General features: G+C 38.4%; 17 protein-coding genes and 1 riboswitch. Of the genes, 13 read left to right on the top strand and 4 right to left on the bottom strand.

The annotated features are described in order from the left end of the window. Window positions 1-179 precede the first annotated feature (179 nt). From F4V44_RS16070 to F4V44_RS16060, 3 genes are all read left to right on the top strand, one after another. Window positions 180-764, top strand: a complete 585-nt coding sequence (locus tag F4V44_RS16070) for an NAD(P)H-dependent oxidoreductase (protein WP_150441033.1) — start codon at window positions 180-182, stop codon at window positions 762-764. Next, window positions 761-1,924: an FAD-dependent monooxygenase gene (locus F4V44_RS16065; RefSeq protein WP_150441032.1), complete on the top strand. Its 1,164-nt coding sequence runs from the start codon at window positions 761-763 to the stop codon at window positions 1,922-1,924. The genes F4V44_RS16070 and F4V44_RS16065 overlap by 4 nt, the downstream gene beginning before the upstream one ends. A gap of 234 nt (window positions 1,925-2,158) precedes the next feature. Continuing rightward, on the top strand, window positions 2,159-2,788 hold the full coding sequence (locus F4V44_RS16060; RefSeq protein ID WP_150441031.1) for an EcsC family protein: 630 nt from the start codon (window positions 2,159-2,161) through the stop codon (window positions 2,786-2,788). Window positions 2,789-2,995: 207 nt separating this feature from the next. Here F4V44_RS16060 and F4V44_RS16055 read toward each other — a convergent pair whose 3' ends face one another. Beyond that, the gene (locus F4V44_RS16055; RefSeq protein WP_150441030.1) at window positions 2,996-4,606 is read right to left on the bottom strand and encodes an alkaline phosphatase D family protein; all 1,611 of its coding nucleotides are present in this window, start codon (window positions 4,604-4,606) and stop codon (window positions 2,996-2,998) included. An 801-nt stretch (window positions 4,607-5,407) separates the two neighbouring features. Between F4V44_RS16055 and yppF the strand changes: the two genes are divergently transcribed. The 4 genes from yppF (at window position 5,408) to F4V44_RS16040 (ending at window position 10,132) form a co-directional block, all read left to right on the top strand. Next, window positions 5,408-5,626 carry a YppF family protein gene (gene yppF / locus F4V44_RS16050; RefSeq protein WP_150441029.1) on the top strand — a complete coding sequence of 73 codons (219 nt, stop codon included), beginning with the start codon at window positions 5,408-5,410 and terminating at the stop codon, window positions 5,624-5,626. 291 nt (window positions 5,627-5,917) lie between these two features. Beyond that, window positions 5,918-6,043 (top strand): hypothetical protein, encoded by a 126-nt coding sequence (locus F4V44_RS28170; RefSeq protein ID WP_263406666.1) that lies wholly within the window; start codon window positions 5,918-5,920, stop codon window positions 6,041-6,043. An 89-nt stretch (window positions 6,044-6,132) separates the two neighbouring features. Then, the gene (gene nagZ / locus F4V44_RS16045) at window positions 6,133-7,434 is read left to right on the top strand and encodes a beta-N-acetylhexosaminidase (protein WP_150441028.1); all 1,302 of its coding nucleotides are present in this window, start codon (window positions 6,133-6,135) and stop codon (window positions 7,432-7,434) included. A gap of 502 nt (window positions 7,435-7,936) precedes the next feature. After that, window positions 7,937-10,132, top strand: coding sequence for a sensor domain-containing protein (locus F4V44_RS16040; protein WP_191090719.1), 2,196 nt, complete (start codon window positions 7,937-7,939; stop codon window positions 10,130-10,132). A 277-nt stretch (window positions 10,133-10,409) separates the two neighbouring features. Here the strand turns inward: F4V44_RS16040 and F4V44_RS16035 are convergent, their stop codons facing one another. Next, window positions 10,410-11,345, bottom strand: a complete 936-nt coding sequence (locus F4V44_RS16035) for an SDR family NAD(P)-dependent oxidoreductase (RefSeq protein WP_150441026.1) — start codon at window positions 11,343-11,345, stop codon at window positions 10,410-10,412. A 280-nt stretch (window positions 11,346-11,625) separates the two neighbouring features. On the opposite strand from F4V44_RS16035, the gene F4V44_RS16030 reads away from it, so the two are divergent. From F4V44_RS16030 to F4V44_RS16005, 6 genes are all read left to right on the top strand, one after another. Then, the gene (locus F4V44_RS16030) at window positions 11,626-12,609 is read left to right on the top strand and encodes a glycosyltransferase family 2 protein (RefSeq protein WP_150441084.1); all 984 of its coding nucleotides are present in this window, start codon (window positions 11,626-11,628) and stop codon (window positions 12,607-12,609) included. Window positions 12,610-12,623: 14 nt separating this feature from the next. Further along, window positions 12,624-13,022 carry a GtrA family protein gene (locus F4V44_RS16025; RefSeq protein ID WP_150441025.1) on the top strand — a complete coding sequence of 133 codons (399 nt, stop codon included), beginning with the start codon at window positions 12,624-12,626 and terminating at the stop codon, window positions 13,020-13,022. Window positions 13,023-13,133: 111 nt separating this feature from the next. Then, window positions 13,134-15,698, top strand: a complete 2,565-nt coding sequence (locus F4V44_RS16020; RefSeq protein WP_150441024.1) for a YfhO family protein — start codon at window positions 13,134-13,136, stop codon at window positions 15,696-15,698. 116 nt (window positions 15,699-15,814) lie between these two features. Continuing rightward, the gene (locus F4V44_RS16015) at window positions 15,815-16,651 is read left to right on the top strand and encodes a DMT family transporter (protein WP_150441023.1); all 837 of its coding nucleotides are present in this window, start codon (window positions 15,815-15,817) and stop codon (window positions 16,649-16,651) included. A 332-nt stretch (window positions 16,652-16,983) separates the two neighbouring features. Next, a complete protein-coding gene (locus F4V44_RS16010) occupies window positions 16,984-17,847 on the top strand; it encodes a glycerophosphodiester phosphodiesterase (protein WP_191090718.1) in 864 nt (287 codons plus the stop codon). Window positions 17,848-18,074: 227 nt separating this feature from the next. Further along, a riboswitch (cyclic di-AMP (ydaO/yuaA leader) is annotated at window positions 18,075-18,221 on the top strand. Between the two features lie 219 nt (window positions 18,222-18,440). Then, window positions 18,441-20,267 carry an APC family permease gene (locus F4V44_RS16005; protein ID WP_150441022.1) on the top strand — a complete coding sequence of 609 codons (1,827 nt, stop codon included), beginning with the start codon at window positions 18,441-18,443 and terminating at the stop codon, window positions 20,265-20,267. A 136-nt stretch (window positions 20,268-20,403) separates the two neighbouring features. Here F4V44_RS16005 and F4V44_RS16000 read toward each other — a convergent pair whose 3' ends face one another. Then, window positions 20,404-21,588 (bottom strand): M20 metallopeptidase family protein, encoded by a 1,185-nt coding sequence (locus tag F4V44_RS16000; RefSeq protein ID WP_150441021.1) that lies wholly within the window; start codon window positions 21,586-21,588, stop codon window positions 20,404-20,406. Between the two features lie 132 nt (window positions 21,589-21,720). Next, a complete protein-coding gene (locus F4V44_RS15995; RefSeq protein WP_223881922.1) occupies window positions 21,721-22,143 on the bottom strand; it encodes a GNAT family N-acetyltransferase in 423 nt (140 codons plus the stop codon). Window positions 22,144-22,188 lie beyond the last annotated feature (45 nt).

Below are 22,188 nucleotides of genomic sequence, written 5' to 3'. Positions count from 1 at the left end.
GTTGAAAACTACAAATTTAGTCTATGAATACATTTTCTATTTAGAATGAAATTCCTACACACATTATGACCCTACTTAGCTTTAAAAAAGGATTTGGAAAGTAGGTTGTTAGAGAAGGAGTATGGACGTTTTCGTTCTTGATTCCTATTTTTTTACATATTTATAAGGTGGTAATCTAGATGAAGGTGCTGCTTATATATGCCCATCCCAACGAGGAAAGCTTTACCCATGCTGTTATGGAACGACTTCAGGCAGGGCTGATACTGGGGGAGCATGAAGTGCAAACCATTGATTTTTATAAAGAGGAGTTTGATCCGGTTTTGGTTGTAAACACCTCTAGGCGTCGGCGTGATTTGCTGCAGGATCCTTATACCGAGCGTTATCGGAATAGGATTGCTGCTGCGGACCATCTGATTTTTGTTTATCCAGTTTGGTGGCACAGCATGCCTGCTATGATGCGCGGTTTTATTGAAAAGACGTTTGTTTCGGGATTCGCTTATTCTTTTAGGGGGAAATCGGCGCAGAGTGTGCTGCCTAATGGTTTGTTTCGTGGAAAAACGGTCTGGTGTATTTATACATTGGATGCACTGAAATTCGTAGCCTGGCTTGACCCAGGGTGGCTGTCCATAAAATATCCTATCTTTTGGTACTGCGGATTTCGAAAGGTCAGGCGTTTCTATTTGCCGCGAATGAAGCACACCTCGCTGGATGAGCGGATACAATGGCTGGATCAAATGTATAGGAAAGCGGTGAATTTACGATGAAAGCAATCATAATTGGCGCTGGCATCGGCGGCTTGAGCACAGCTATTGCTCTGCGCAAGATCGGGATGGATGTGAAGGTGTTTGAAAGAAAGCAGGAGGTACGTTTCGCGGGTGCCGGGCTCGGAATCGGGGCGAACGCTGTCCGAGCATTGCAGCAGTTGGATGCAGGCGAACAAGTCCTTCAGTCAGGAAAAGTGCTGGATGAGCTTCGCATCCTTACGCCTGAAGGGAAAATCCTGCAGCGTACGGGAACAGCAGCGACCAGCCGTAAGTATGGACCCGATAATGTGACGATTGAACGGGGGAAGCTGTTGGAGTTGCTCATGAGCGCTTTAGGCTCAGAGGAAATGGTCCATACAGGAAAGACGTTCAGGCGTTTTGAACAGAATGACTCTGGAGTGAAGGTGTGGTTTGAAGATGGTTCAATGGAGGAAGCCGATTTACTGATTGGTGCGGACGGTGTTCATTCTAGTATTCGGGAAGCTCTGATACCGAACGCAAAACCAAGATATGCGGGATACACCTGTTGGAGGGCCGTTGTGCAGGCTGAACATGACTTTCCTCATTATAATCCGCAAGTCTTTATCGAAACATGGGGGCGTAATGGTCGCTTCGGATTGGTTCCGTTAACGAATAACAGGGTTTATTGGTTCGCCTGCGTGAATGCCAAAGTCCAAGATTCCCGGTTAAGAGCTTATACGACAGAGGATTTAATCAAGAGATTTGAAGATTACCATAAGCCAATTCCTCAAATACTGGCACAAACCTCTGATCATCAGTTACTTCACCATGATATTTATTATTTACCGTCAATCCGCCGTTTTGTATTCGGACGTATTGTTTTGCTCGGTGATGCGGCCCATGCCATGACGCCCAATATGGGACAAGGGGCCGGACAGTCCATTGAAGACGCAGTAATCCTGGCAGGTCACTTGAAGCGGAATCGAGTCATGACAGAGGCTTTGAAAAGGTATGAATTCGAACGAATTGCCCGAACCAAAAAAATCACTAGAATGTCTAACCGAATTGGCAGGGTGGCGCAGCTAGATAAGCATGTCTCCGTCGCACTTCGTGACGCACTGTTCCCGCTTATTCCGGTCAAGCTCCTCGAGAAGCCATTGAACGATTTGTATGAAGTGAGATTGGAGGGATTGTTGTGAAACAGTGGGATGGCTCTCGTTTTATTGAAAGGAAAGGCTATATATACATCTATACAGGACTTCTATGAAACCTTAGAACCATCCCCGCGTTTCTCTTCACCCATGTTTCACAAAAAAACATTAATTTACAGGTAAAATAGACCTAATTTTATGGTAGCATTAGTTTGTTAAGGATTCTAATAGTCTTGAATTAATTTAGATTGATTGATTAGTAATAGGAGGCTTTACAATCGTATGGCACAAACTGAACTGACACAAGGGAAAATGATGCAATTACTTGATTGGTCATATGAAAAAGCGCTAAATGGTCTGCCGGGTACACCGGATGCATTTGAATTAGCGAATAGTTATTTAAGAAAGCATTCTAGTGTGGAGAAGAGTGTAGATGCACTTATAAGAATGCAAAATACAAAAGCAGCGACTTCTGGTTTTTTGACCGGACTAGGGGGAATTATCACTTTACCCGTGGCTATTCCTGCTAATGTGGCTTCAGTCATTTATGTACAAATGAGAATGGTAGCAGCGATTGCCGTTATGGGTGGCTATGATTTAAAGGATGATCAGGTGAAAACGCTAGTTTTTGTGGCGCTCGCTGGCAATGGGGCGGCAGATATATTAAAACAAACAGGTATCCATTTTGGTCAGAAAGCGGCCATTTCTGCCATTAAAAAAATTCCAGGTGCTGTTATTACAAAAATCAATCAAAAAGTTGGCTTTAGACTGCTAACTAAATTTGGAGAAAAAGGCGTTGTCAATTTAGTTAAGGTTGTACCTGTTCTAGGCGGCATCGTGGGTGGAACAGTCGATTTAGCTTCTACTACAGCTGTCGGAAAGGCAGCAAAGAAAATATTTATTGAAGGCTAATTACTGTATTGAAACACTAAGGTTCTTTTAGAAGACAATCGGAAGTTTTGCGTGAAAAAAGGCACAGTCGTTAACTTTTCTTGCGGCATCAAAAAGCACCCCCTTAAATGGATACTTGTATAGTACCAGGAGGTGCTTCGAGTTAATATGCGTTGTTTGAATACGGGCTTATCTTTTAGTTTATTAAATTTTACTAGATTTATAGTTTTATAGGGGTGTAGCGGTTAATTGTTTCAATACTGGTTTCCCGTCTTCAACAACAAATGAAGCACGTGTGCTAATTGGGGCTCCTGGTCTTGTCACATATGGAATGACTTGGTAGTCTGTTTGCCATGTATTTTGAGTCAGTTTACAACGTACATAGCCACGATAGTTATTGAAAAATTTAATATGTGGGTTTTCTTTTAAATATTGTGCGGTATTGTTATTTACATCTGATCCGTCACCATTAGAAGTAATCGAAGTCCCAACAAACTCTACTGCTACCGTTTCTGAATTAGAATCATGGAAGTCTACTTTGATTTCATTTGCCCAGCTAGTATGAACATCCCCGGTAATGACTACGGTGTTCTTAATATCCTTTTCTGCTAAAAAGTCTACAATTCGTTGACGAGCAGCTGGATATCCATCCCAAGCATCCATACTTACATATTCTTCTCCAGGATCAAAATCACCATCACGGTGAGCGAAAAATACTTGTTGCGCCAGTACTTTCCATTTCGTTTGTGACGCAGCCAATCCATCTAGCAACCAGCGCTCTTGTTGCTCACCTAGAAGGGTGCGGTTTGGATCCTCTGATTCAGGAGTCGGCACTTTCCAGCCGTCGCCATTTGCCTGATCATCTCTGTACTGGCGTGTATCCAGTACATGAAACTCTACTAAGTTACCAAAAGATAAACGGCGATACAATTGCATATCGCTTCCATTTGGTAAAGAAGTACGGCGAATCGGCATATGTTCATAGTAGGCTTGGTAAGCAACAGATCTTCTTGCTAAGAAATCCTTTTTCGATTGCTTTGGCGGATCTTGAGGAATATCACCTGCGTAGTTGTTATCTACTTCATGGTCATCAAATGTAACAATCCAAGGGAAATTAGCATGTGCTGCCTGCAGGTCACTATCTAATTTATAAAGAGCATATCGGTTACGATAGTCATCAATTGTATAGATTTCTGGAGCAGAATAATCGGTTGGTCGAACCTTTGAACTGTGACTTCCCTCATAAATATAGTCACCAAGATGAACAACTAAATCAAGATTATCCTTGGCTAAGTGCTGATATGCAGTGTAAAAACCTACAGGCCAGTTTTGACAGGAAACAAAGGCAAAGTTTAGATGATCCACCGTACTGTTATAGGCAGGGGCAGTTTTCGTTTTACCTGTTGGGCTGATGTGATCGTGTGCCTTAAAACGGTAATAATACCAAGTAGAAGGTTCTAACCCCTCAACTTCTATATGTACAGAGTGACCTAGTTGTGGTTTGGAAAGCTCATTTCCTCTTGTTACGACATTATGAAAAGTGGCATCAAGAGCAACCTCCCATTGTACCGGAACTGGATGGTTGTCCATGCCGCCTCCATTTAATGGATCTGGGGCAAGTCTTGTCCATAAGACAACTCCATCTGGCAGAGGGTCTCCTGAAGCAACCCCTAAAGTAAATGGATATTGAAGTTTGTTTGACTTACTAGATTGATTGGCTTCTTCTGCAGAAGCATAGTTAAAAGGGAGTGAACTAGCAATAGTAGCACCAAGGGCAATTCCTACACCTTTTCCAGTGCTTTTTAAGAAATTTCTCCGATTGTTGTCAAATTCTCTCATTTTTCATCCTCCTTTGTCGTACACAACTAGTCTAGGTTTCAATTATTTAGAAAATTTATTTATAACGTAAAGGATTAGTAAATCGAGGAAAAATGATAGATTTAGAGGGGGGATTGAGACTGAAGTTAAGTATAAAAGTAACAAATAATAATGATAGATGGAAGGAAAATAAGGGAAAAGTAACAGGAACTACCCAATGAGGAGTGGCTATCGTGCTATTCCTTTTTTAAAATAGAAATAACATGAAACAATGGTCTTGTAATATAAAAGGGAATCCTTGTGAAACAGCGGGACGGTTCATTCTCACGTTTCATTGAAAGGAAAGGCTATATAGAGAGGAATACATATATAAATTCTATGAAACATCAGAACCGTCCACCGTTTCCGTCAATCTCGTTTATGTATAATCTTTAGTCCATTATTGTTTTGTTCAGGATCAATTTCCCATCTGAAGAATATAAAAGCCAATAGTACAACAATTAATAAACTAAGTAAGACTCTAATTCTCTTTAAGAAACTCAAGATCCTACAACCCTTCATGTATATGCTTAATAGTTGATACCCAATTTCAACAAATTATATTTACTTTGTGACAGGAACGCTCTGAATAATTTTGTTTCACGTTTATTGTTTTGAGTGATATGGATATTCGTAAAGTTCCGTAGTTGGATTAGTATCTAACCAACATAGATTATTTATTAATTTCCAAAAAGTGGACTATATAATATATCAGTGATTTATGTTATCTTTAGTGAAAGCGATTACAAAACCTTAAATCACAAAAGAAATGGGTGAATTATAATGTTATTAAAAGACTTAATGTATGGATTTGTGATAGTAAAGGAACGAAACGCATTAAATCTTAACGAACTACTGGATTTCACTCAGAAATGTTATATTAATGGAGAAATAAGTATTGCTGAATACAAAAAGCTTTATTTTGAATTGAACAAACTTGGTGCAGAAAAGCCAAAGTCTTTTATTTTTAATAATAGGGAATTAATTATAGATGTAAGTTAAGTTTAACAACTATCTTGATTTTTTCATGAAAAGTTCATTATATTAAATAAGAGCATGTTTTGAACAAACGATTCTTTTCAAAACACGCTCTTTTTATTTGTTCTTGTAATAAAGTTTGTAGTATTCATTTAATCAAACTTTATTACAAAGCATAGTTAAAATAGAGGACAGACCTAATTAGTACGGTTCTTGGAGCACTTTGGACCGCGATTACATAGTTTGGCAGATGGAATTGGAATTGGTAATATAAAGCCAATGGAGTAAAGGCGAAAGAATCAGGCGTTTGAATTTTTGTTTGAAACAAAAGGTGAAGAACTGATTATTGAAAATGGAAAGCAGGTAAATAGGAATCAAGCAACTGCTTATTTGAACATGACTTCATACGATGATAATCAGGATGGAACGATATTAGTATAAGACTGGAAAGGATATTGATATTTAGTAAAAGTGGGTTGGCGTTGGACGCTTAATGAGGCTGATTTCTAAAAAACAGGAGCTAGATAATAATGATGAAACTGACTAAAAAAAGAAGCTTTACTTTATATGTTGTTGTATTTCTGCTGGTGGTTATCCTCTCATTGATACTAATACTTTTTTTAAATCAAGATACTGAACATCAAAGTACTCAAGAGAAAAAGGGAACCGAGAAAATGGAGGCGGAAAATGAACAAGATGTTATAAATGAAGGAACTAGAAATTCAGGACAGAATCAAGAAGACATGACCCAGACAGAAAAGAATCTAGAGCAAAAGGTTGAAGACATCATAGAAGAGATGAGCCTAAGTGAAAAAATCGGTCAATTGATTGTCGTAGGTTTTCCTAGTAAACAAGTGGATGAACATATGACTAAAATGATTAACGATTATCACGTAGGTGGTGTGATTTTATATGATCGCAATATGGAATCGCCAAGACAGGTAGCACAGCTGACCAATGAATTGCAGGAGATGGCGTTACAAACGAAGCACAAACTTCCCCTACTGTTTAGCATTGACCAAGAGGGAGGAAGTATTGTACGAATGAAGCAGCATGTGACGCCTATTCCGTCTCAGCAAGCTCTAGGTTTACAGGATGATGAGAAGGTTGTTTATGATACAGCCTATCGTACGGGACAAGAATTGTCTGCGATGGGGATTCATGTGAACTTTGCCCCTGTATTAGATTTGTCGGAGAATGATAGCCGGTCATTTGGCACAGACCCAAATAAAGTGAGCATCTATGGGCAACAAGTCATAAAAGGTCTAGTGGATTCTGGAATGGTTGCTACCTTAAAACATTTTCCAGGACATGGACGGAGTAATGTGGATCCGCATGTGGAAACGTCTTCTGTTCAAGCCAATCAGCTCGACCTAGAAAATAATGATATTTTCCCATTTAAAAAGGCAATCGATGAAATGGATCATCAGAACTTTTTTGTGATGGTGACACATATTAAATATCCAGCCTATGATCAAGAGAATCCGGCTAGTATATCGCCAGTCATCATTGAAGAGTTACTGAGGAAAAAGCTCGGCTATAAGGGAATTGTCGTAACAGATGATTTAGAAATGGGGGCCGTGAATAAATACTTTACTTATGAGGACTTAGGCTATAAAGCGGTTGAATCAGGAGCCGATTTATTACTCGTCTGTCATACATTAGAAAATCAGCAAAAGGTATTTAACGGAATTCTAGAAGCGGTAGAGACAAAGAAATTGAAGGAAGAGAGAATTGATGAAGCGGTAAAGCGAATCCTTATGTATAAGCTTTCCTCTATAAAAAATACTTATGTTGATCCCGCTCAGGCAGAAAAAGAGGTAGGGCAATAGAAGATTTGTTAAAGCTTAAGTTTTCTTTACACAAAAACTAATTTATTTTGTTTTTTATATTAATTATTAATTGTTTGATTGTGGTAAAAGGACAATCGGATTAGTACATGAAAAAGGGCGCAATGAGCGGTTTGTAAACCACACTGTTCATGGCGCCTTTTTTGGGTGAAAAAGCAGGACGGTTCTCACGTTGCATTGAAAGGAAAAGCGATATGGAGAGGAATCTATAAAGGACTTCTATGAAGCGTCAGGGGAACCGTCCCCACGTTTCTAAAGCCATCGCTCAAGAATTTTTTTATTTTTGATGTAGTACTATAATATTAGCTATAGTATGATTGAACTATGATAATAAATGAACTGAAAACAGTAAAAATTAAGGACGATTATGCAAAGGTCTCAACATTGAAGAAAGAAAACTCACATATATAAAGAGAATTCCTTAATCAAAAATGCAATGGTATTACTATATGAATAAACCTATGTATACACGGAGATTATGCGCATGTTAAACTTTTTTGAAGATCAGGACTATAAGGAGTTAATCCAATCACTAAGGCACGCCTCACTAAAGATAAGTGGAGGTTTGGAAGAAAATTCAACTGAAATAATAGATGAAATTAAACGGGTTCTCAATCAATTTTCAACACTAAAATACGCCATTGATCAATCCATTATTGTGGCTGTGACAAATGCAAGCGGCCAAATCTTATATGTGAATGATAAATTCTGCGAGATTTCTAAGTATAACCGTAAGGAATTAATTGGAAAGACGCATAAGATTATCAATTCCGGATATCATGATCAATCGTTTATTAAACAGATGTGGGATACGATTAAACGTGGTGAGATTTGGGAGGGAAATATCAAGAATAAGGCAAAAGACGGCATGTATTATTGGGTAAAAACGACCATTGTTCCATTTTGCGATGATGATAATAAACCCTATATGTATATTGCATTAAGGACGGATATTACTGCAGGAAAAGAAAATGAAGAAAAGCTAGTTAATGCTCTCAAAAATGATTTCAATTTAGTTGTCAGTTCGATGCATAATTTTGTATTTAAAGTGACAAAAAATCATGCTGGACATTTTGTTTATCAATTTGGTGAAGGAAAACTAGCTCAACAACTTGGTTTGGAAACGCATCTTGTTTATCAAAAGACCCCAAAAGAGTTATTTTCCAATCGTATTGCGAGCTTATTAGAAGAAAATTATGAGAAGGCCTATACGGGCCAGACTGTGACCTATACTTATTCCTATCGTAATCATCACATATTAACCACGTTATCTCCTGTTTATGAAAATGGGAAAATTACTAATATCATCGGTTGCAGCAATGATATTTCAGAATTGCATCGTGCAAAAGAAGAAGTAGAATTTTTAGCTTATCATGATACATTAACTAATTTACCTAATCGAAGAAAATTAATAGAAGACATCAATCAGTTAATAGAAAAAAAGCAAAAATTCGCTTTCTTACTATTAGATCTGGATCAGTTTAAAAATATTAATGATTCATTTGGTCATACCTTTGGTGACCAATTATTAAAGACCATCGCTACGAGACTGCAGCAGGTAATCGGCCCAAATGATTATATCTACAGATTTGCAGGTGATGAATTTATTGTTCTTTTTCCAGAAAGGCTGGATGAGGGGGTACTTATAAAAGCTGCTGAAAAGCTCTTATCTGTATTTCATGAAAAGGTTCAGTTTAGTTCGACGGTAGGACTTTTTATAACAGGAAGTATCGGAATTAGCTTGTTTCCAGATCATGGATTGGATATTGACCAGTTGATGAAAAATGCCGATTTCGCCATGTATGCAGCAAAGAAACAAAGGCGAAACGCTTATAAAATATTTGATCAAGACATGATGGAGGCGAAACAAGACTATCTGCAAATTGAAGCCTATTTGCAAACAGCGATTGAAAATGATGAATTTGAACTATACTTTCAGCCGAAATTAGATCTCAAGACAAATAAGATAAGTGGTATGGAAGCCTTGCTGCGCTGGCATCACCCCATTTTAGGGAATGTTCCTCCAAATAAGTTTATTCCAATAGCAGAAGAAACAGGTGTTATTTGGAAAATAGACAAGTGGGTATTGAAAAATGCTTGTATCCAAAATAAAAAGTGGGCTGAATCGAAAATGGCCCAGCAGTTACGAGTAAGTGTAAATATCTCACCGATCCAATTCAGCCACCCTGATTTTACGGAGATGGTTAAACACGTGTTAGAGGAAACAGGGCTGGAACCAGGATTATTAGAACTGGAAATTACTGAAACGACTGTGATAGATAATACAGAAGAATGCATAAAGAATGTGGAGACGTTAAGAGAACTTGGGGTGGGGGTATCGATTGATGATTTCGGAACAGGATACTCTTCGTTAAATTATTTAAAAAGATTTCCCTTTGATTATTTAAAGATTGACCAATCATATGTAAGAGAAATGTTTAATAGAAAAGAAGATATGGCCATTGTGAAAGCCATTATTACGTTAGCGAAAGATCTCAATCTAAAGGTAATTGCAGAGGGAGTAGAAGACAGTGACATCCTCGAATGCTTAAAGGATTTGGATTGTGACGAGATTCAAGGCTATTATATAAGCCGTCCCTTAAGCAGCCCTGACTTCGAAACGATGATGAAATTAATGAAACGTCAGGAAGAATTGAGGCTACTGAAAAATACATTGTAATAACCTTTGTTCGCTGTGATGTTGTGAAAATCTTGTTTCACAAAAAGTTTCACAGATTGGTTATTTTTTGTCTATTAACTGATGGGAGACTTCTGTCGGGAATACGTTGAATATATTAGATTGAGCAGAAGCCTTATTCCGCATCTAAGTGGATAGGGCTTCTGCTCATGTTTATTAATAAGACTTGTTTGAAAAGATGAAATAAGAATGAAAGATTAAATCTGATTGAGTTTATAAAATCAAACGCAGGTGGATAATAGGCAATAAAAATTGAAACTTAGTCTTCTGTGAGGGTGGTGCTCAGCCTCCATATTTGTTCAACATTTTGAGCGTTTGTTGCGTAGCTGGGATAGCTGCTTGAACCGAATATGTTCTTTAATTGTGTAAATCCTTTTTCGGTTATTGAAGGTTTAACAATCTCTCTCTTATGATTGATAAGTTGGCCGGTAACACTTTTAAATTCATCTGAAGTACAAATGTGATAATAGTTATCGGCCATGTCCAACGGTAAGGGATTCGTGAGATTTTGTACCCATGCAAATACTTTCCAAAAGGAATGCATTTTATTAATCGTCTCTTTTGATAGTTTTACACGATTAATTTGAAGCGCATTGACAAGGATCCCCATGCTTTTAAATTCTTCTGCCATTTTGAAGGTCAGCATCAATAACGCCATTTTTGAATCTCCATACATTTTATAAGTGCTATAAGGCCGACTGCCCCTCAGTTCTCCACGCAAATTGTCGAACTCTATCTTCCTTTTCGGGTCAAAGAAACTTTTGATGTTTGTCGTACAAGCATGGAGGATTCTTGGGTCTGGGGATTTTTTAAGATGATCAAGCAATAAACGAGTCATCAAAAAAGGACCGAATGTATTAGTGGCAAAGGACAATTCAATATGATCAGTACTAAGTTTATATTCTTTTACACCGTGATTTAAATAGGCAGCGTTATGTATCAGGATGTCCAACCGCGGGTATTTGGATTTAAAAGCTGTACAAAATGTACGAATAGAATCAAAAGAAGAAACATCAAGCTCCATCAAATCTACATGGGTATTTCTTGTGGTTTCAATAATGTCTCTTTGTACGGCTGGACTAATCTCCATATTGCGGCAAGCCATGATCACACGAAAGCCTTCTGCAAACTTTAGGGCTGCTGCTTTACCAATTCCGGAATTTGCTCCTGTAATAATAACAATTTTTTCTTTCATAACGACCTCCTGTTTTTGATGAAACGTAGGGGCTGTTCTCTCGTTTCGTTTGTTAATTAAAGTATGATGTTGATGAAACATTAGAACCGCCCCCACGTTTTAAGAGAGAAATGGAAACTGGACCGTCTCCATGTTTGTAAATTTCAAATATTAAACGATTGAAATGTAATTGTCACAAGAGTCCTATTTTAATAGGAAGAAAAAAGGTGTAAACTAATGGATGTTGTTGGAAATTTTAGAAATGAGTAAAAACGGTTTTAAAAAAGGAGTTAAAGTAGAAATGAAAACTGTAACAATCTTGGTGCCAGCATATAATGAGGAAGCTGTTTTGGGTCAATTATATGATCGGTTAAAAATAGTCATGAACGGGATTCCATCCTACAATTTTGAACTATTATTTGTGAATGACGGCAGCCAGGATAATACATTATCCATTATTAAAAGCATGAGGATGCGGGATGAAAGAGTTTCCTATGTTGACTTATCACGTAATTTCGGTAAAGAAATCGCCATGATTGCCGGTTTGGACCATGCAGCGGGGGATGCCGTCATTATCATCGATGCTGATTTGCAGGACCCGCCGGAATTAATTCCGGAGATGATTTACTATTGGGAGCAGGGATATGATGATGTATATGCGAAAAGAAAATCCCGAACAGGCGAGACATGGCTGAAAAAATGGACATCTTCTGCATACTATAAAGTTCTGCAAAAAATGACCAGAATCCCGATTCAAGAAAATACAGGAGATTTCCGCCTCCTTGACAGAAGGTGTGTAGAAGCTCTTAAACAACTGAGGGAAGCTCAGCGTTACACAAAGGGCATGTTCAGCTGGATTGGTTACAATAAAAAGGAAATCTTATTTGACCGTGACCCTCGAGCAGCGGGAGAAACGAAGTGGAATTATGGAAAATTAATGGACCTTGCCATTGAAGGAATTACATCCTTTACGACCACACCTTTACGGTTGTCTGCTCTGTTTGGTTGCGTCATTTCTTTTTTTGCTTTTATGTTTATGATCTGGATTATTGTCAAAACGCTTTTAATTGGTGATCCGGTGGCAGGATATCCTTCACTCATGACGATTATTTTATTTTTGGGTGGAATTCAGCTTATTTCCCTTGGTATTATTGGGGAATACTTAGGAAGAATCTTCAATGAAACGAAAAATCGTCCGCTCTATTTTGTTGACGAATATAATAATGAGAGAGCGTTGAATCAGGAGAATCATAAAGTTGAAAAACGAACATGTGTTCATCAGTAAGGCGGGCTATCTCTATGAAAAATAAGAAGGAAATGTTCAGTTATCTATTGTTCGGTGTGTTAACGACACTTGTGAATCTTGTCAGCTTTGCTGTGTTTGACAAATGGATGGGAATGGATTACAAAGTAGCCACAACTATTGCATGGGTGTTGTCTGTTCTTTTTGCTTTTATCACGAACAAATTATATGTCTTTCATAGTAAACATACGGACGCTTTATCACTATTACGGGAATTTACTTCGTTTTTATTTTTCCGCGGGCTATCCTATCTATTGGATATTGGAACAATGATTGTTCTAATTGAGCTATTAAACGTGGATAGTATCCTTGCGAAAATAGCAGCCAATGTGTTGGTTGTGGTCTTTAATTATTTTGCGAGTAAATATGTGATTTTTAAAACCTCTCGAGGCTAATAGGTTGCCCCCTTTTTAAATAGGGAGGACTATTTATCATCCGGCGAAAGTGATTTTACCGAAATAAAATGCCAATCTTGGCATTTTAAGTATTCAAGGGAGTTAAGTTTTATGAAAAAATTGTTAGATTCTTTAGGTTTATTCACTATCCCCATTCTTATCATCATTGCTGTTTTTCTCAGATTAGACATTACTCCGTTTGGGGGAAATTCCATTTGGTATATCGATTTGCCGCAGCAAATGACGATGTTTTATAACCATCTATATGATGTGTTGAAAGGAAATGCTAGTCCGATTTATACGTGGAATTATGGAATGGGAACTTCTTTTTGGGCAACCATTGCCTATTATTTATCGTCCCCATTATCCATACTCATTCTTTTGTTTCCGAGATCCTTTATCCCCTTTTCCATTCTAGTTATTTGGTTAATCAAAATCGGTCTCAGTTCCGTAACGATGGCTTATTTATTAAGAAAGCATTTTACACCCCAACGGTGGATAATCTTTATTTTTTCCATCAGCTATGCACTGATGTCCTATTCCATCACGTATTATTTCTTACCGATGTGGATTGATGCTGTTTATTTATTGCCAATCATCATTGCCGGTGTTCACGAGATTCTTAAATCGGAACGCTCTCATATCTTTTTAATCGGCCTGACTCTCATGTTTTTTGCCAACTTCTATATCTCTTATATGGTTGGTTTGTTTGTCTTTCTTTATTTTGTCGGGGAACTTTATCTCCACTCTCTAGGGAAAAAGGAGAGGTTGAAGAGGTTTTTTCTTTTTTTCAAAAGTGTCATCCTCGCTTTTTTATTTACGTGTTTCATTACGATTCCCACTTTTTTAGAGTTGCGGAAAAATAAGTACACGGCGGCGGATGTGAATGAACTTTCTTACTTGCTGAATCCATTGGATTTGTATGGGTCCTTTTTTAATGGAACGACGATCATCCAAAATTTAAGTATTTATGCAGGAGTGGGAGTCATCCTGCTGGTTCCGTTATATTTTTTAAACAAGACTTTTCCGGTAAAAGAAAGAGTGGTATACGGCTTCTTATTGGGCTTTCTGTTGTATAGTATGACATTCACTTTCCTTAATATGGCTTGGCATGTGTTTGAATTGCCGAACGGCGCCCATTACCGCTATGCGTTTATTGTCTCCTTTCTCATGATCATTTTGTCTGTCAAAGCTGCAGGAGAGCTGGAATGGATAACGATGAGACAGATAATTGGTGTTGCCGGAGTGAATCTAGTGTTTCTGAGTTTGGCTAATAAATTGTTAGACGGAAATATTTATACGCTATGGTTAATCAATAAGAATCTATTTATTCTTGTTGCTCTCACAATCCTGATTGTGGTTCTAATGAATAAAAAAGGTTCCATTCTCTTACATACTTTTGCAAAAATGGGTTTGTGCCTTTTGATTCTGGTTGATTTGGGAATGAACAGCCAGACGATTCTTAGAAACTATATCAGTCCATCCCACCCTGTTAATTGGTATGACGTACATAATCCTTCATATGAAAAAGCGTTCAATCGTCTGCAAGAGATGGATGACTCCTTTTACCGGACAAAAGTGGATCCATCCTTGGTTACTACATTAAATGAATCGCTGAGATATAAGTACAAAGGAATGGGCATCTATACGTCTACTGGAAATGGAGAGCATAATCTATTTTTGAGAGAATTGGGTTATGCTGCTAACTCAAGGGCAGCGAACATGGGGAATGGAATCTTTTTAAGCGATGCCCTTTTCGGGTTTAAATATGTTGTCACAACGAGCGAACTAGACGAAAGAATCTATACGAAGATGTTCCAGGAAGGAAATATCATGGTCTATCGTATCCATATGAATCTGCCACTGGGCTATATGGTGGATCAAGGGTTTATGAATAAGGGCGGGGAAAAGGGGATGTTCAACATTCAAAATCATTTGATGGATGGAGAAGAGGCCTCTTACTATGAGAAGCAGAACCCCGAAGCTATCCTGCATTCGCTGGAAGAAGTCGTGAATGAAGCAGGGAAGAAAGTGGTACAAAGGGAGTCAGGGAATGGAACTCCTTCAATAGAAACGAATATGACGATATCTGATACAAGAGAATTGTATATGAATTTAGATGCTGAGACGATTCAGAACTTTGAAGAGAAGATTAACATTTTGATCAATGGGGCAGAAGTCCGCCCGCAAAACATGGGGCTGGGAGGGTTTATTAGCCTAGGGACTTATGAAGATGAGAGTCTGAACATTAGGGTTCAATTAGAAAAGGACACCCAAACGATGCAAATCCCTTCCTTTTATACGTTGAATTATTCGGAGCTAGAAAAGGCAATCAACGGCTTACAAAATAAGGCACTTGAAATCAAGGAATATTCAGACACCCAGGTAACAGGTGAAATCATTGTCCAAGATAAAGGGACACTCTTTTTAAGTATTCCTTATGATGAGAATTGGAAGGTTACGGTAGACGGAGAGAATGCTGAATATGAAAAAGTCGGCAGCTTTATTGGCGTTCCGCTCAGTGAAGGTACGCACACCGTTCACTTAGAATACGTACCAAAGATTCTTTACATGACCATGGCGATTTCCGGCCTATCCTTGCTGCTATATCTTGTATTTTTAGGCCGCAGGATTTTGTTCGCGCGGAAATCTCATGTACCGACCGTTCGTGAATAGAAGATAGCAGGAGTGCCTGGTGCAAGCACTCCTTGTTCTTTTTTATTATAAAAACTACTTGCAATGCTAAAAATCTATATTAAAATAATTCTATCAACAAGAGAGAAGGACTTTTAATGTGGATTATAGCGGCAGTGTTAACGATGCTTTGTTTTGGAATTAATAATATGATTTTCAAGGTCACTTCGGGAAAAGGACTTTCAAAGGTGCATATGCAGTTTTTCTTTTACCTTGTCGCGTTTATATTAATGCTTGGCTATGGGATTGTTGCAGGTTTTGCCTCATTTAATGGATTAACAATCGTACTAGGTGCCATCATCGGGATATTAAATGCGAACGGTAATATTCAAATGTCAAAGGCGTTTGAAAAGGGACCTGCGAGTTTAACTTCGCCGCTGATTAGCACCAATACCGTGATTCCCATTCTAAGTGCGGCACTTATTTTCCACGAGCACATTACACTCATTCAGTGGGTGGGCATTATGATTATGCTTGCTTCTGCAGCGGTTATTCAATATGTACCAGGCAGTGGGGTTAAAATGGATTATAAGCCGTGGATGTATCGTGTGTTATTATCGATTGGATCGTTTGGCGTACTCGGTGTACTTATGAAGACGTCTTCCCATTTACATATTGATTCCATCAATACGCTCTTTTGTATGTATGGCGGCGGTGCGGCTTATTTAATGATAAATAGCTTGATGATGAAGGAAAAATGGCAGCAGACAGAGCTGAAATTTGGGACCATTATTGGATGTTTTAGTGTGGTCGGATATAGCAGCTATTTTTTTGCACTGGAAACAGGAGTGGCAAGTATTGTCTTCCCAATCGTGAGTTTAAGCTGTTTAGTGGTCGTTCTCAGCAGCTGTTGGCTCTATAAAGAAAGACTAAAAAGCTATCAAGTTATTGGGGTGATTTCTGCACTAGTGGGAATTGTGCTGACAAAAATTTAACAAAGGATGATCATACAATAAGGGGAAGGATCCTCTTGTTTCAATAATCTCTTTAATAAGGAAATTTAAAGTAACTCAATTTAATAAACGAAAGGCCCTGTGGAGAAAAAATATGATCTACAGGGCTTTTTTTCCGTATGTATCCCTCAAATCATTACATTCCAACAATAACCTTGTATTTTCTCTATCATTCGGAAATACTAGGTAAAAACTAACGCTTTTTTACATTTGTCATCAAATCTTTACTTTCTTTTACCCTTCTTATAAAAACTACTTCATATTCCTTTGATATTTTAAGAAGAGTCTATTAAACAAAGTAGGGAGATGGAGAAATGATCGGGAAAAAATGGTTGCCAGCACTTGGTGCACTTGTTATAGCAGCTGGGATTACGACAGGCGGGGGTGCGGCAATGGCAAAGGAAAAGGAAAAGCATAAGGATATCTTAAATGTTTCGCATCGCGGTGCATCAGGACATGCTCCGGAACATACGTTAGTGTCGTATGATATGGGCGAAAAAATGCACGGGGATTATATTGAAGTGGATTTACAAATGACGAAAGATGGTCATTTAATCGCGATGCATGATGAGAAAGTGGACCGGACAACGGACGGAACTGGGGATGTCAAAGACATGGAGCTGGCTGAAGTCAAAGAATTAGACGCAGGGAGCTGGTTTAATGAAACCTATCCCGAGTATGCTAATGAAAAGTATGCCGGTTTACAGGTACCAACGTTAGAAGAGGTGTTCCAAAAGTTTGGCAAAAATAATAGCTATTATATCGAAACGAAATCTCCTGCCATTTATCCAGGAATGGAAAAAGAATTATTGCGTTTGGTGAACAAGTACAAGATTAATAAAGACAAGCTTCTTGTCCAATCTTTCAGTCCTGAAAGTTTAACAATCATGCATGAACTGGACCCTTCTATTAAACTGGTCCAATTACTATCCTATCGTTCTTATGCGACCATTACGGATGAACAAATTGCTGAAGTAAAAGAGTATGCCATGGGAATTGGGCCAAACCATACGTATTTAAATGAAGAATATATCCAAAAGGTTGTAGGTAACGGTCTGGAAATCCATCCATACACAGTGAATGAGAAAGAAAGAATGAAACAATTGATTGACTGGGGAGTGACAGGGATGTTTACCAACTTCCCAGACCTGCTTCATGAGGTGAAGAAAGGGAAATAAGTGGATTTTAAAAAAAACAGTTGATGTTTGCTTTTAGGCAATCGATCAACTGTTTTTTTGTTCAAACAGCTTCTCCTGGTGTTCAGTGTTAGGCATTCCTCGAATCATCCTGTAACACAAGAATGATTTGGGGAATGAAACGAGAGAACGGTTCCGGCGTTTAAAATTTGTAACAAAATAATTATTTACTTTTTCAGTACTCGGGAGTAATATAATCACAGTTTCAAATTTCTAAATCGCTGAAACCATTAGGTACGGGGGAACCATTTTGGATTGGATGAATAAGAATCCTTGGGGTGAATCCTTTTTTAGGTAGGGCTACTCAATGGCCCGAATCCGACAGCTAACCTCGTAAGCGTTATATGAGAAGGAAGGTGGAACTTGTGACGCTCAAAAAATAGGGTGCCTACAGGTCTATTTGCTATGACTTGTAGGCACTTTTTTAATTATTTGACTGTGTTAACGAATCCTGTGGATGAGTCAAAAGTCAACTATGTTACTAAACAAAGCGATGATTTAAATCAATCTTTTAAAAAGTACATGTGAATGAGGAACCTATAAACCTATTAATCTATTTAGAAGGTGAACAAAAGATGATTGCAGCAGTAAAAAGGATTTTAATTGGCCGTCCTTTAAAATCGACTGAAGCTGGAGAACAGAAATTAACGAAAGCAAAAGGATTAGCGATTCTTTCATCTGATGCGTTATCATCCGTGGCATACGGTCCAGAACAAATTTTGATTGTCTTATTTACACTTGGGACTGTAGCCTTTTGGTATTCGATTCCCATTGCCATAGGGGTATTAATTCTTTTAACAGCTCTCATCCTGTCCTATAGACAAATCATCTATGCTTATCCGCATGGAGGGGGAGCTTATGTTGTTTCGAAGAGTAATTTAGGGGTGAATGCGGGCTTAATTGCCGGTGGCTCCTTGTTAGTTGATTATATTCTTACCGTTGCTGTTAGTGTATCTGCTGGCACAGATGCGATCACATCTGCTTTTCCTGCCTTACATGGACATAATGTGGGAATCTCGATTATATTTGTGATTTTTATTACGATTTTAAATTTAAGAGGGGTAACAGAATCTGCTTCCGTCTTAGCGTATCCTGTGTACCTGTTTGTTTTTGCTTTGTTTATTTTAATTGGGGCAGGAATCTATCACATTTTGACAGGCAGTGTTCCTCCTCAGTTACACAGCTCAATGGGTACACCTGTTCAGGGAATCACTTTATTTATTTTGTTACGGGCATTTGCTTCAGGAAGTTCCGCTTTAACAGGAGTCGAAGCGATTTCAAATGCCATTCCAAACTTTAAGGATCCAGCACCTAAAAATGCAGCGAAAACATTAGTGATGATGGGGGTTTTGCTGGCAATCCTTTTTTCAGGCATTGTCACGTTAGCTTACTTTTATGGGATTGCACCAAGTGCCGAAGTAACGGTTGTTTCACAAATAGCAGAGTCCGTGTTTGGACGAAATTTCATGTATTTCTTTATTCAAGGAACAACAGCACTGATCTTAATACTTGCTGCAAACACTGGATATTCTGCATTTCCGTTGCTTGCGGTCAATCTGGCAAAAGATAAATTTATTCCAAGGATCTTTCTTAGCAGAGGGGATCGTTTAGGCTACTCAAATGGCATTATCATACTTGGAATGGCGTCCATTCTGCTAATCCTTGTATTTCAGGCAGAAACAGAGCATCTTATTCCATTGTATGCAGTGGGGGTATTTGTTCCGTTTACCTTGTCACAATCAGGAATGATGGTCAAATGGTTTCGCGAAAAACCTGAAGGCTGGATTCTCAAATTTATTATTAATACGATTGGGGCCTTCATCAGTTTGGTCGTAGCGATGATGTTCTTTATAACCAAGTTTCCGCAGGTTTGGCCGATTTTCGTTTTTGTCCCAATCATCGTTTTTGTTTTTCATCGAATTAGAAAGCACTATGAAGATGTAGGTGACCAGCTGAGGGTGATGGCAAAAGAGTCCACATGGTCTGTAAAGGGAAATGTGGTGATTGTTCCGGTTGCTGGTATAACAACTGTAGTGGAGAATTCTTTAAAATATGCAAAAGGTCTTGCTCCAGACCAAATCATAGCGGTTTACGTTTCTTTTGATCGAGAGGATGAAAAAAGATTTGAAGAAAAGTGGAAAAAGTGGCAGCCTGATATCAGATTGGTTACGCTGCACTCTCAGTATAGGAGTATTATTAATCCTCTTACTAAATTTATCGATACAATTGAACATAAAGCGAGTGAATCCCATTACCAAGTCACAGTGGTCATTCCGCAATTTATACCAAAGAAAGGCTGGCACAATATTTTGCATAATCAATCAGGTACCATGATCCGCACTCTATTGTTGTTTAGGCGAAACGTGGTCATCACAACCGTACCTTATCATTTAAAAAAATAAAAGATAATTTTCTTACTGTATGGTTATAGTGTTTATTCAATAAGAAAAAGGCATCCCTTTCAAAGGTGATGCCTTTTTCTTATTGAATAAAAGGTTAGTTTATGTTCTACATGAAAGGCGAACCATCCTAGTGTTTCTAAAACAAGTAATGTGCCACAATTTTGACAAATGCTTTTTCAAGATGTAATAGAGCTTTTTCGTCAATATCGAATTTGGGGTGGTGGTGTGGATAGGCTGTTTCTGGGTTAGCATTTTGTGAACCGACACGGAAATAGGTGCCTGGCCTTTCGAGTAAAAAATAGGAAAAATCTTCTGCCCCCATTGATGGCACCATTTCTGCGATATTCTCTTCAGAAAATGCTTCGGCAAGTAATGATTTGACGATTTGTGTTTCTTGCGGATGATTATACAATGCCGGATATCCATTTAAATAATCCATCGTGTAAGTAGCCCCGTATGCCCCTGTAATCCCAGCTACGATGCTGCGAATTTGGTTTTCTACTCTTTTTCGCGTATCATCATCAAAGGTTCGAACGGTTCCTTCTAAGAGCGCTTTATCGGCAATCACGTTAAAAGCGCTGCCCGACTGAAAAACACCAATCGTTACTACAGCTGATTTCAATGGATTCACGCCACGGCTGACAACCTTTTGCAGGGAGCTGACGATTTCGCTGCCAATAACGATGGAATCAATCGAATCATGCGGCCTGGCTCCATGGCCCCCTTTTCCTTGAATATGTATGGCAAATTTATCGACCGCAGCCATCTGATAGCCTTCGCCGACTGTTATTTTTCCAAGCGGTGTTTGAGAGTCCAAATGGGCGCCAAATACATAGTCAACCCCTTCTAATACGCCTTCCTCTACCATAAACTTCGCTCCGCCTGGCGGTGTTTCTTCTGCCGGCTGAAAAATAAAAATCACATTTCCCTTCAATTGCTGTTGAAACTGGCTTAAGACCTGCGCCGACCCTAACAATGCAGCCGTATGGCCATCATGACCACAGGCATGCATGACTCCCGGTACCTGGGATTGATAGGGAACCTCTTTTTCATCCTGAATCGGCAAGGCATCAAAGTCTGCCCGTAACGCGATCGTCTTTCCAGGATGAGCTCCTTTTAAAATCCCAATTAAACCGTTCCCGCCAATATTGGTTTTTACCTCCAAGCCAAAACTAAGTAATTTCTCGCGGATATATTGAGCCGTTTTCGTTTCTTTAAACGATAATTCTGGATGTTGGTGCATATATCTTCGCCAACTGACGACGTCTTGATAATACTTGTCTAACTTTTCGTTAATTTGTTGCAAAAAATTGGCTGTCATCCATCCCGCTCCTTTTTCTTGTAAAAGTAAAAGACTGATTTTCGAAGGTATGTAAGAAAATTAGATGATGCTTGCTGTGACGGCTTGAAAAATCTTGTTTCACATAGGCACTTTACGATCAAAACTAATTAGTTAATATACTTTTCTAAAACCTTCTACATGTTCTATAAAACCGACATTTTGATAAAATTTATGTGCTTCTTTTAGATGGCCGGATGATACAAGAATGGCATAGGCACAGTTATTTTTCAAAGCAAATTCATCAAGAGATTCCATTAACTTTCTACCGATTCCTTTTCCTCTTGTACCTTCTTTAACAATCACATCTTCAATCACTAAAAAAGATACAGCCAAACACTTGCAACATATACCAAGTGCAGAACCAAGAAGTTCACCATCCTCTTTAGCAACCGCTAAAAAATAATTTTCATTCGTTGATATGTCTTGATACATTTCAAGTGATTTTTCCAAAGACATTTCAAATGGAATCAAGCTTTTGTAAAGCTCTAATAAACTTGGAATATCCTCTGCCTTTAATTTTTCAATAACTATCATGTATAAAATTCCTTTCAGTATATTCGAAATAGTTCCTTTTCTAAT

This window comes from Niallia endozanthoxylica (assembly GCF_008710145.1).
GTDB lineage: Bacteria > Bacillota > Bacilli > Bacillales > Cytobacillaceae > Bacillus_BD > Bacillus_BD endozanthoxylica.
The sequence above is the reverse complement of the archived record's forward strand: the minus strand, read 5'-3'. Positions and strand labels throughout refer to the sequence as shown.

Coding starts and splice junctions, on each gene's coding strand:
- F4V44_RS16005 (WP_150441022.1), top strand. CDS start 18,441: ATGATTGCAGCAGTAAAAAGGATTTTAATTGGCCGTCCTTTAAAATCG.
- F4V44_RS16030 (WP_150441084.1), top strand. CDS start 11,626: ATGAAAACTGTAACAATCTTGGTGCCAGCATATAATGAGGAAGCTGTT.
- F4V44_RS16020 (WP_150441024.1), top strand. CDS start 13,134: ATGAAAAAATTGTTAGATTCTTTAGGTTTATTCACTATCCCCATTCTT.
- F4V44_RS16015 (WP_150441023.1), top strand. CDS start 15,815: ATGTGGATTATAGCGGCAGTGTTAACGATGCTTTGTTTTGGAATTAAT.
- F4V44_RS16060 (WP_150441031.1), top strand. CDS start 2,159: ATGGCACAAACTGAACTGACACAAGGGAAAATGATGCAATTACTTGAT.
- F4V44_RS15995 (WP_223881922.1), bottom strand. CDS start 22,143: ATGATAGTTATTGAAAAATTAAAGGCAGAGGATATTCCAAGTTTATTA.
- nagZ (WP_150441028.1), top strand. CDS start 6,133: ATGATGAAACTGACTAAAAAAAGAAGCTTTACTTTATATGTTGTTGTA.
- F4V44_RS16040 (WP_191090719.1), top strand. CDS start 7,937: ATGTTAAACTTTTTTGAAGATCAGGACTATAAGGAGTTAATCCAATCA.
- F4V44_RS16010 (WP_191090718.1), top strand. CDS start 16,984: ATGATCGGGAAAAAATGGTTGCCAGCACTTGGTGCACTTGTTATAGCA.
- yppF (WP_150441029.1), top strand. CDS start 5,408: ATGTTATTAAAAGACTTAATGTATGGATTTGTGATAGTAAAGGAACGA.
- F4V44_RS16025 (WP_150441025.1), top strand. CDS start 12,624: ATGAAAAATAAGAAGGAAATGTTCAGTTATCTATTGTTCGGTGTGTTA.
- F4V44_RS16055 (WP_150441030.1), bottom strand. CDS start 4,606: ATGAGAGAATTTGACAACAATCGGAGAAATTTCTTAAAAAGCACTGGA.
- F4V44_RS16000 (WP_150441021.1), bottom strand. CDS start 21,588: ATGACAGCCAATTTTTTGCAACAAATTAACGAAAAGTTAGACAAGTAT.
- F4V44_RS16065 (WP_150441032.1), top strand. CDS start 761: ATGAAAGCAATCATAATTGGCGCTGGCATCGGCGGCTTGAGCACAGCT.
- F4V44_RS16070 (WP_150441033.1), top strand. CDS start 180: ATGAAGGTGCTGCTTATATATGCCCATCCCAACGAGGAAAGCTTTACC.
- F4V44_RS16035 (WP_150441026.1), bottom strand. CDS start 11,345: ATGAAAGAAAAAATTGTTATTATTACAGGAGCAAATTCCGGAATTGGT.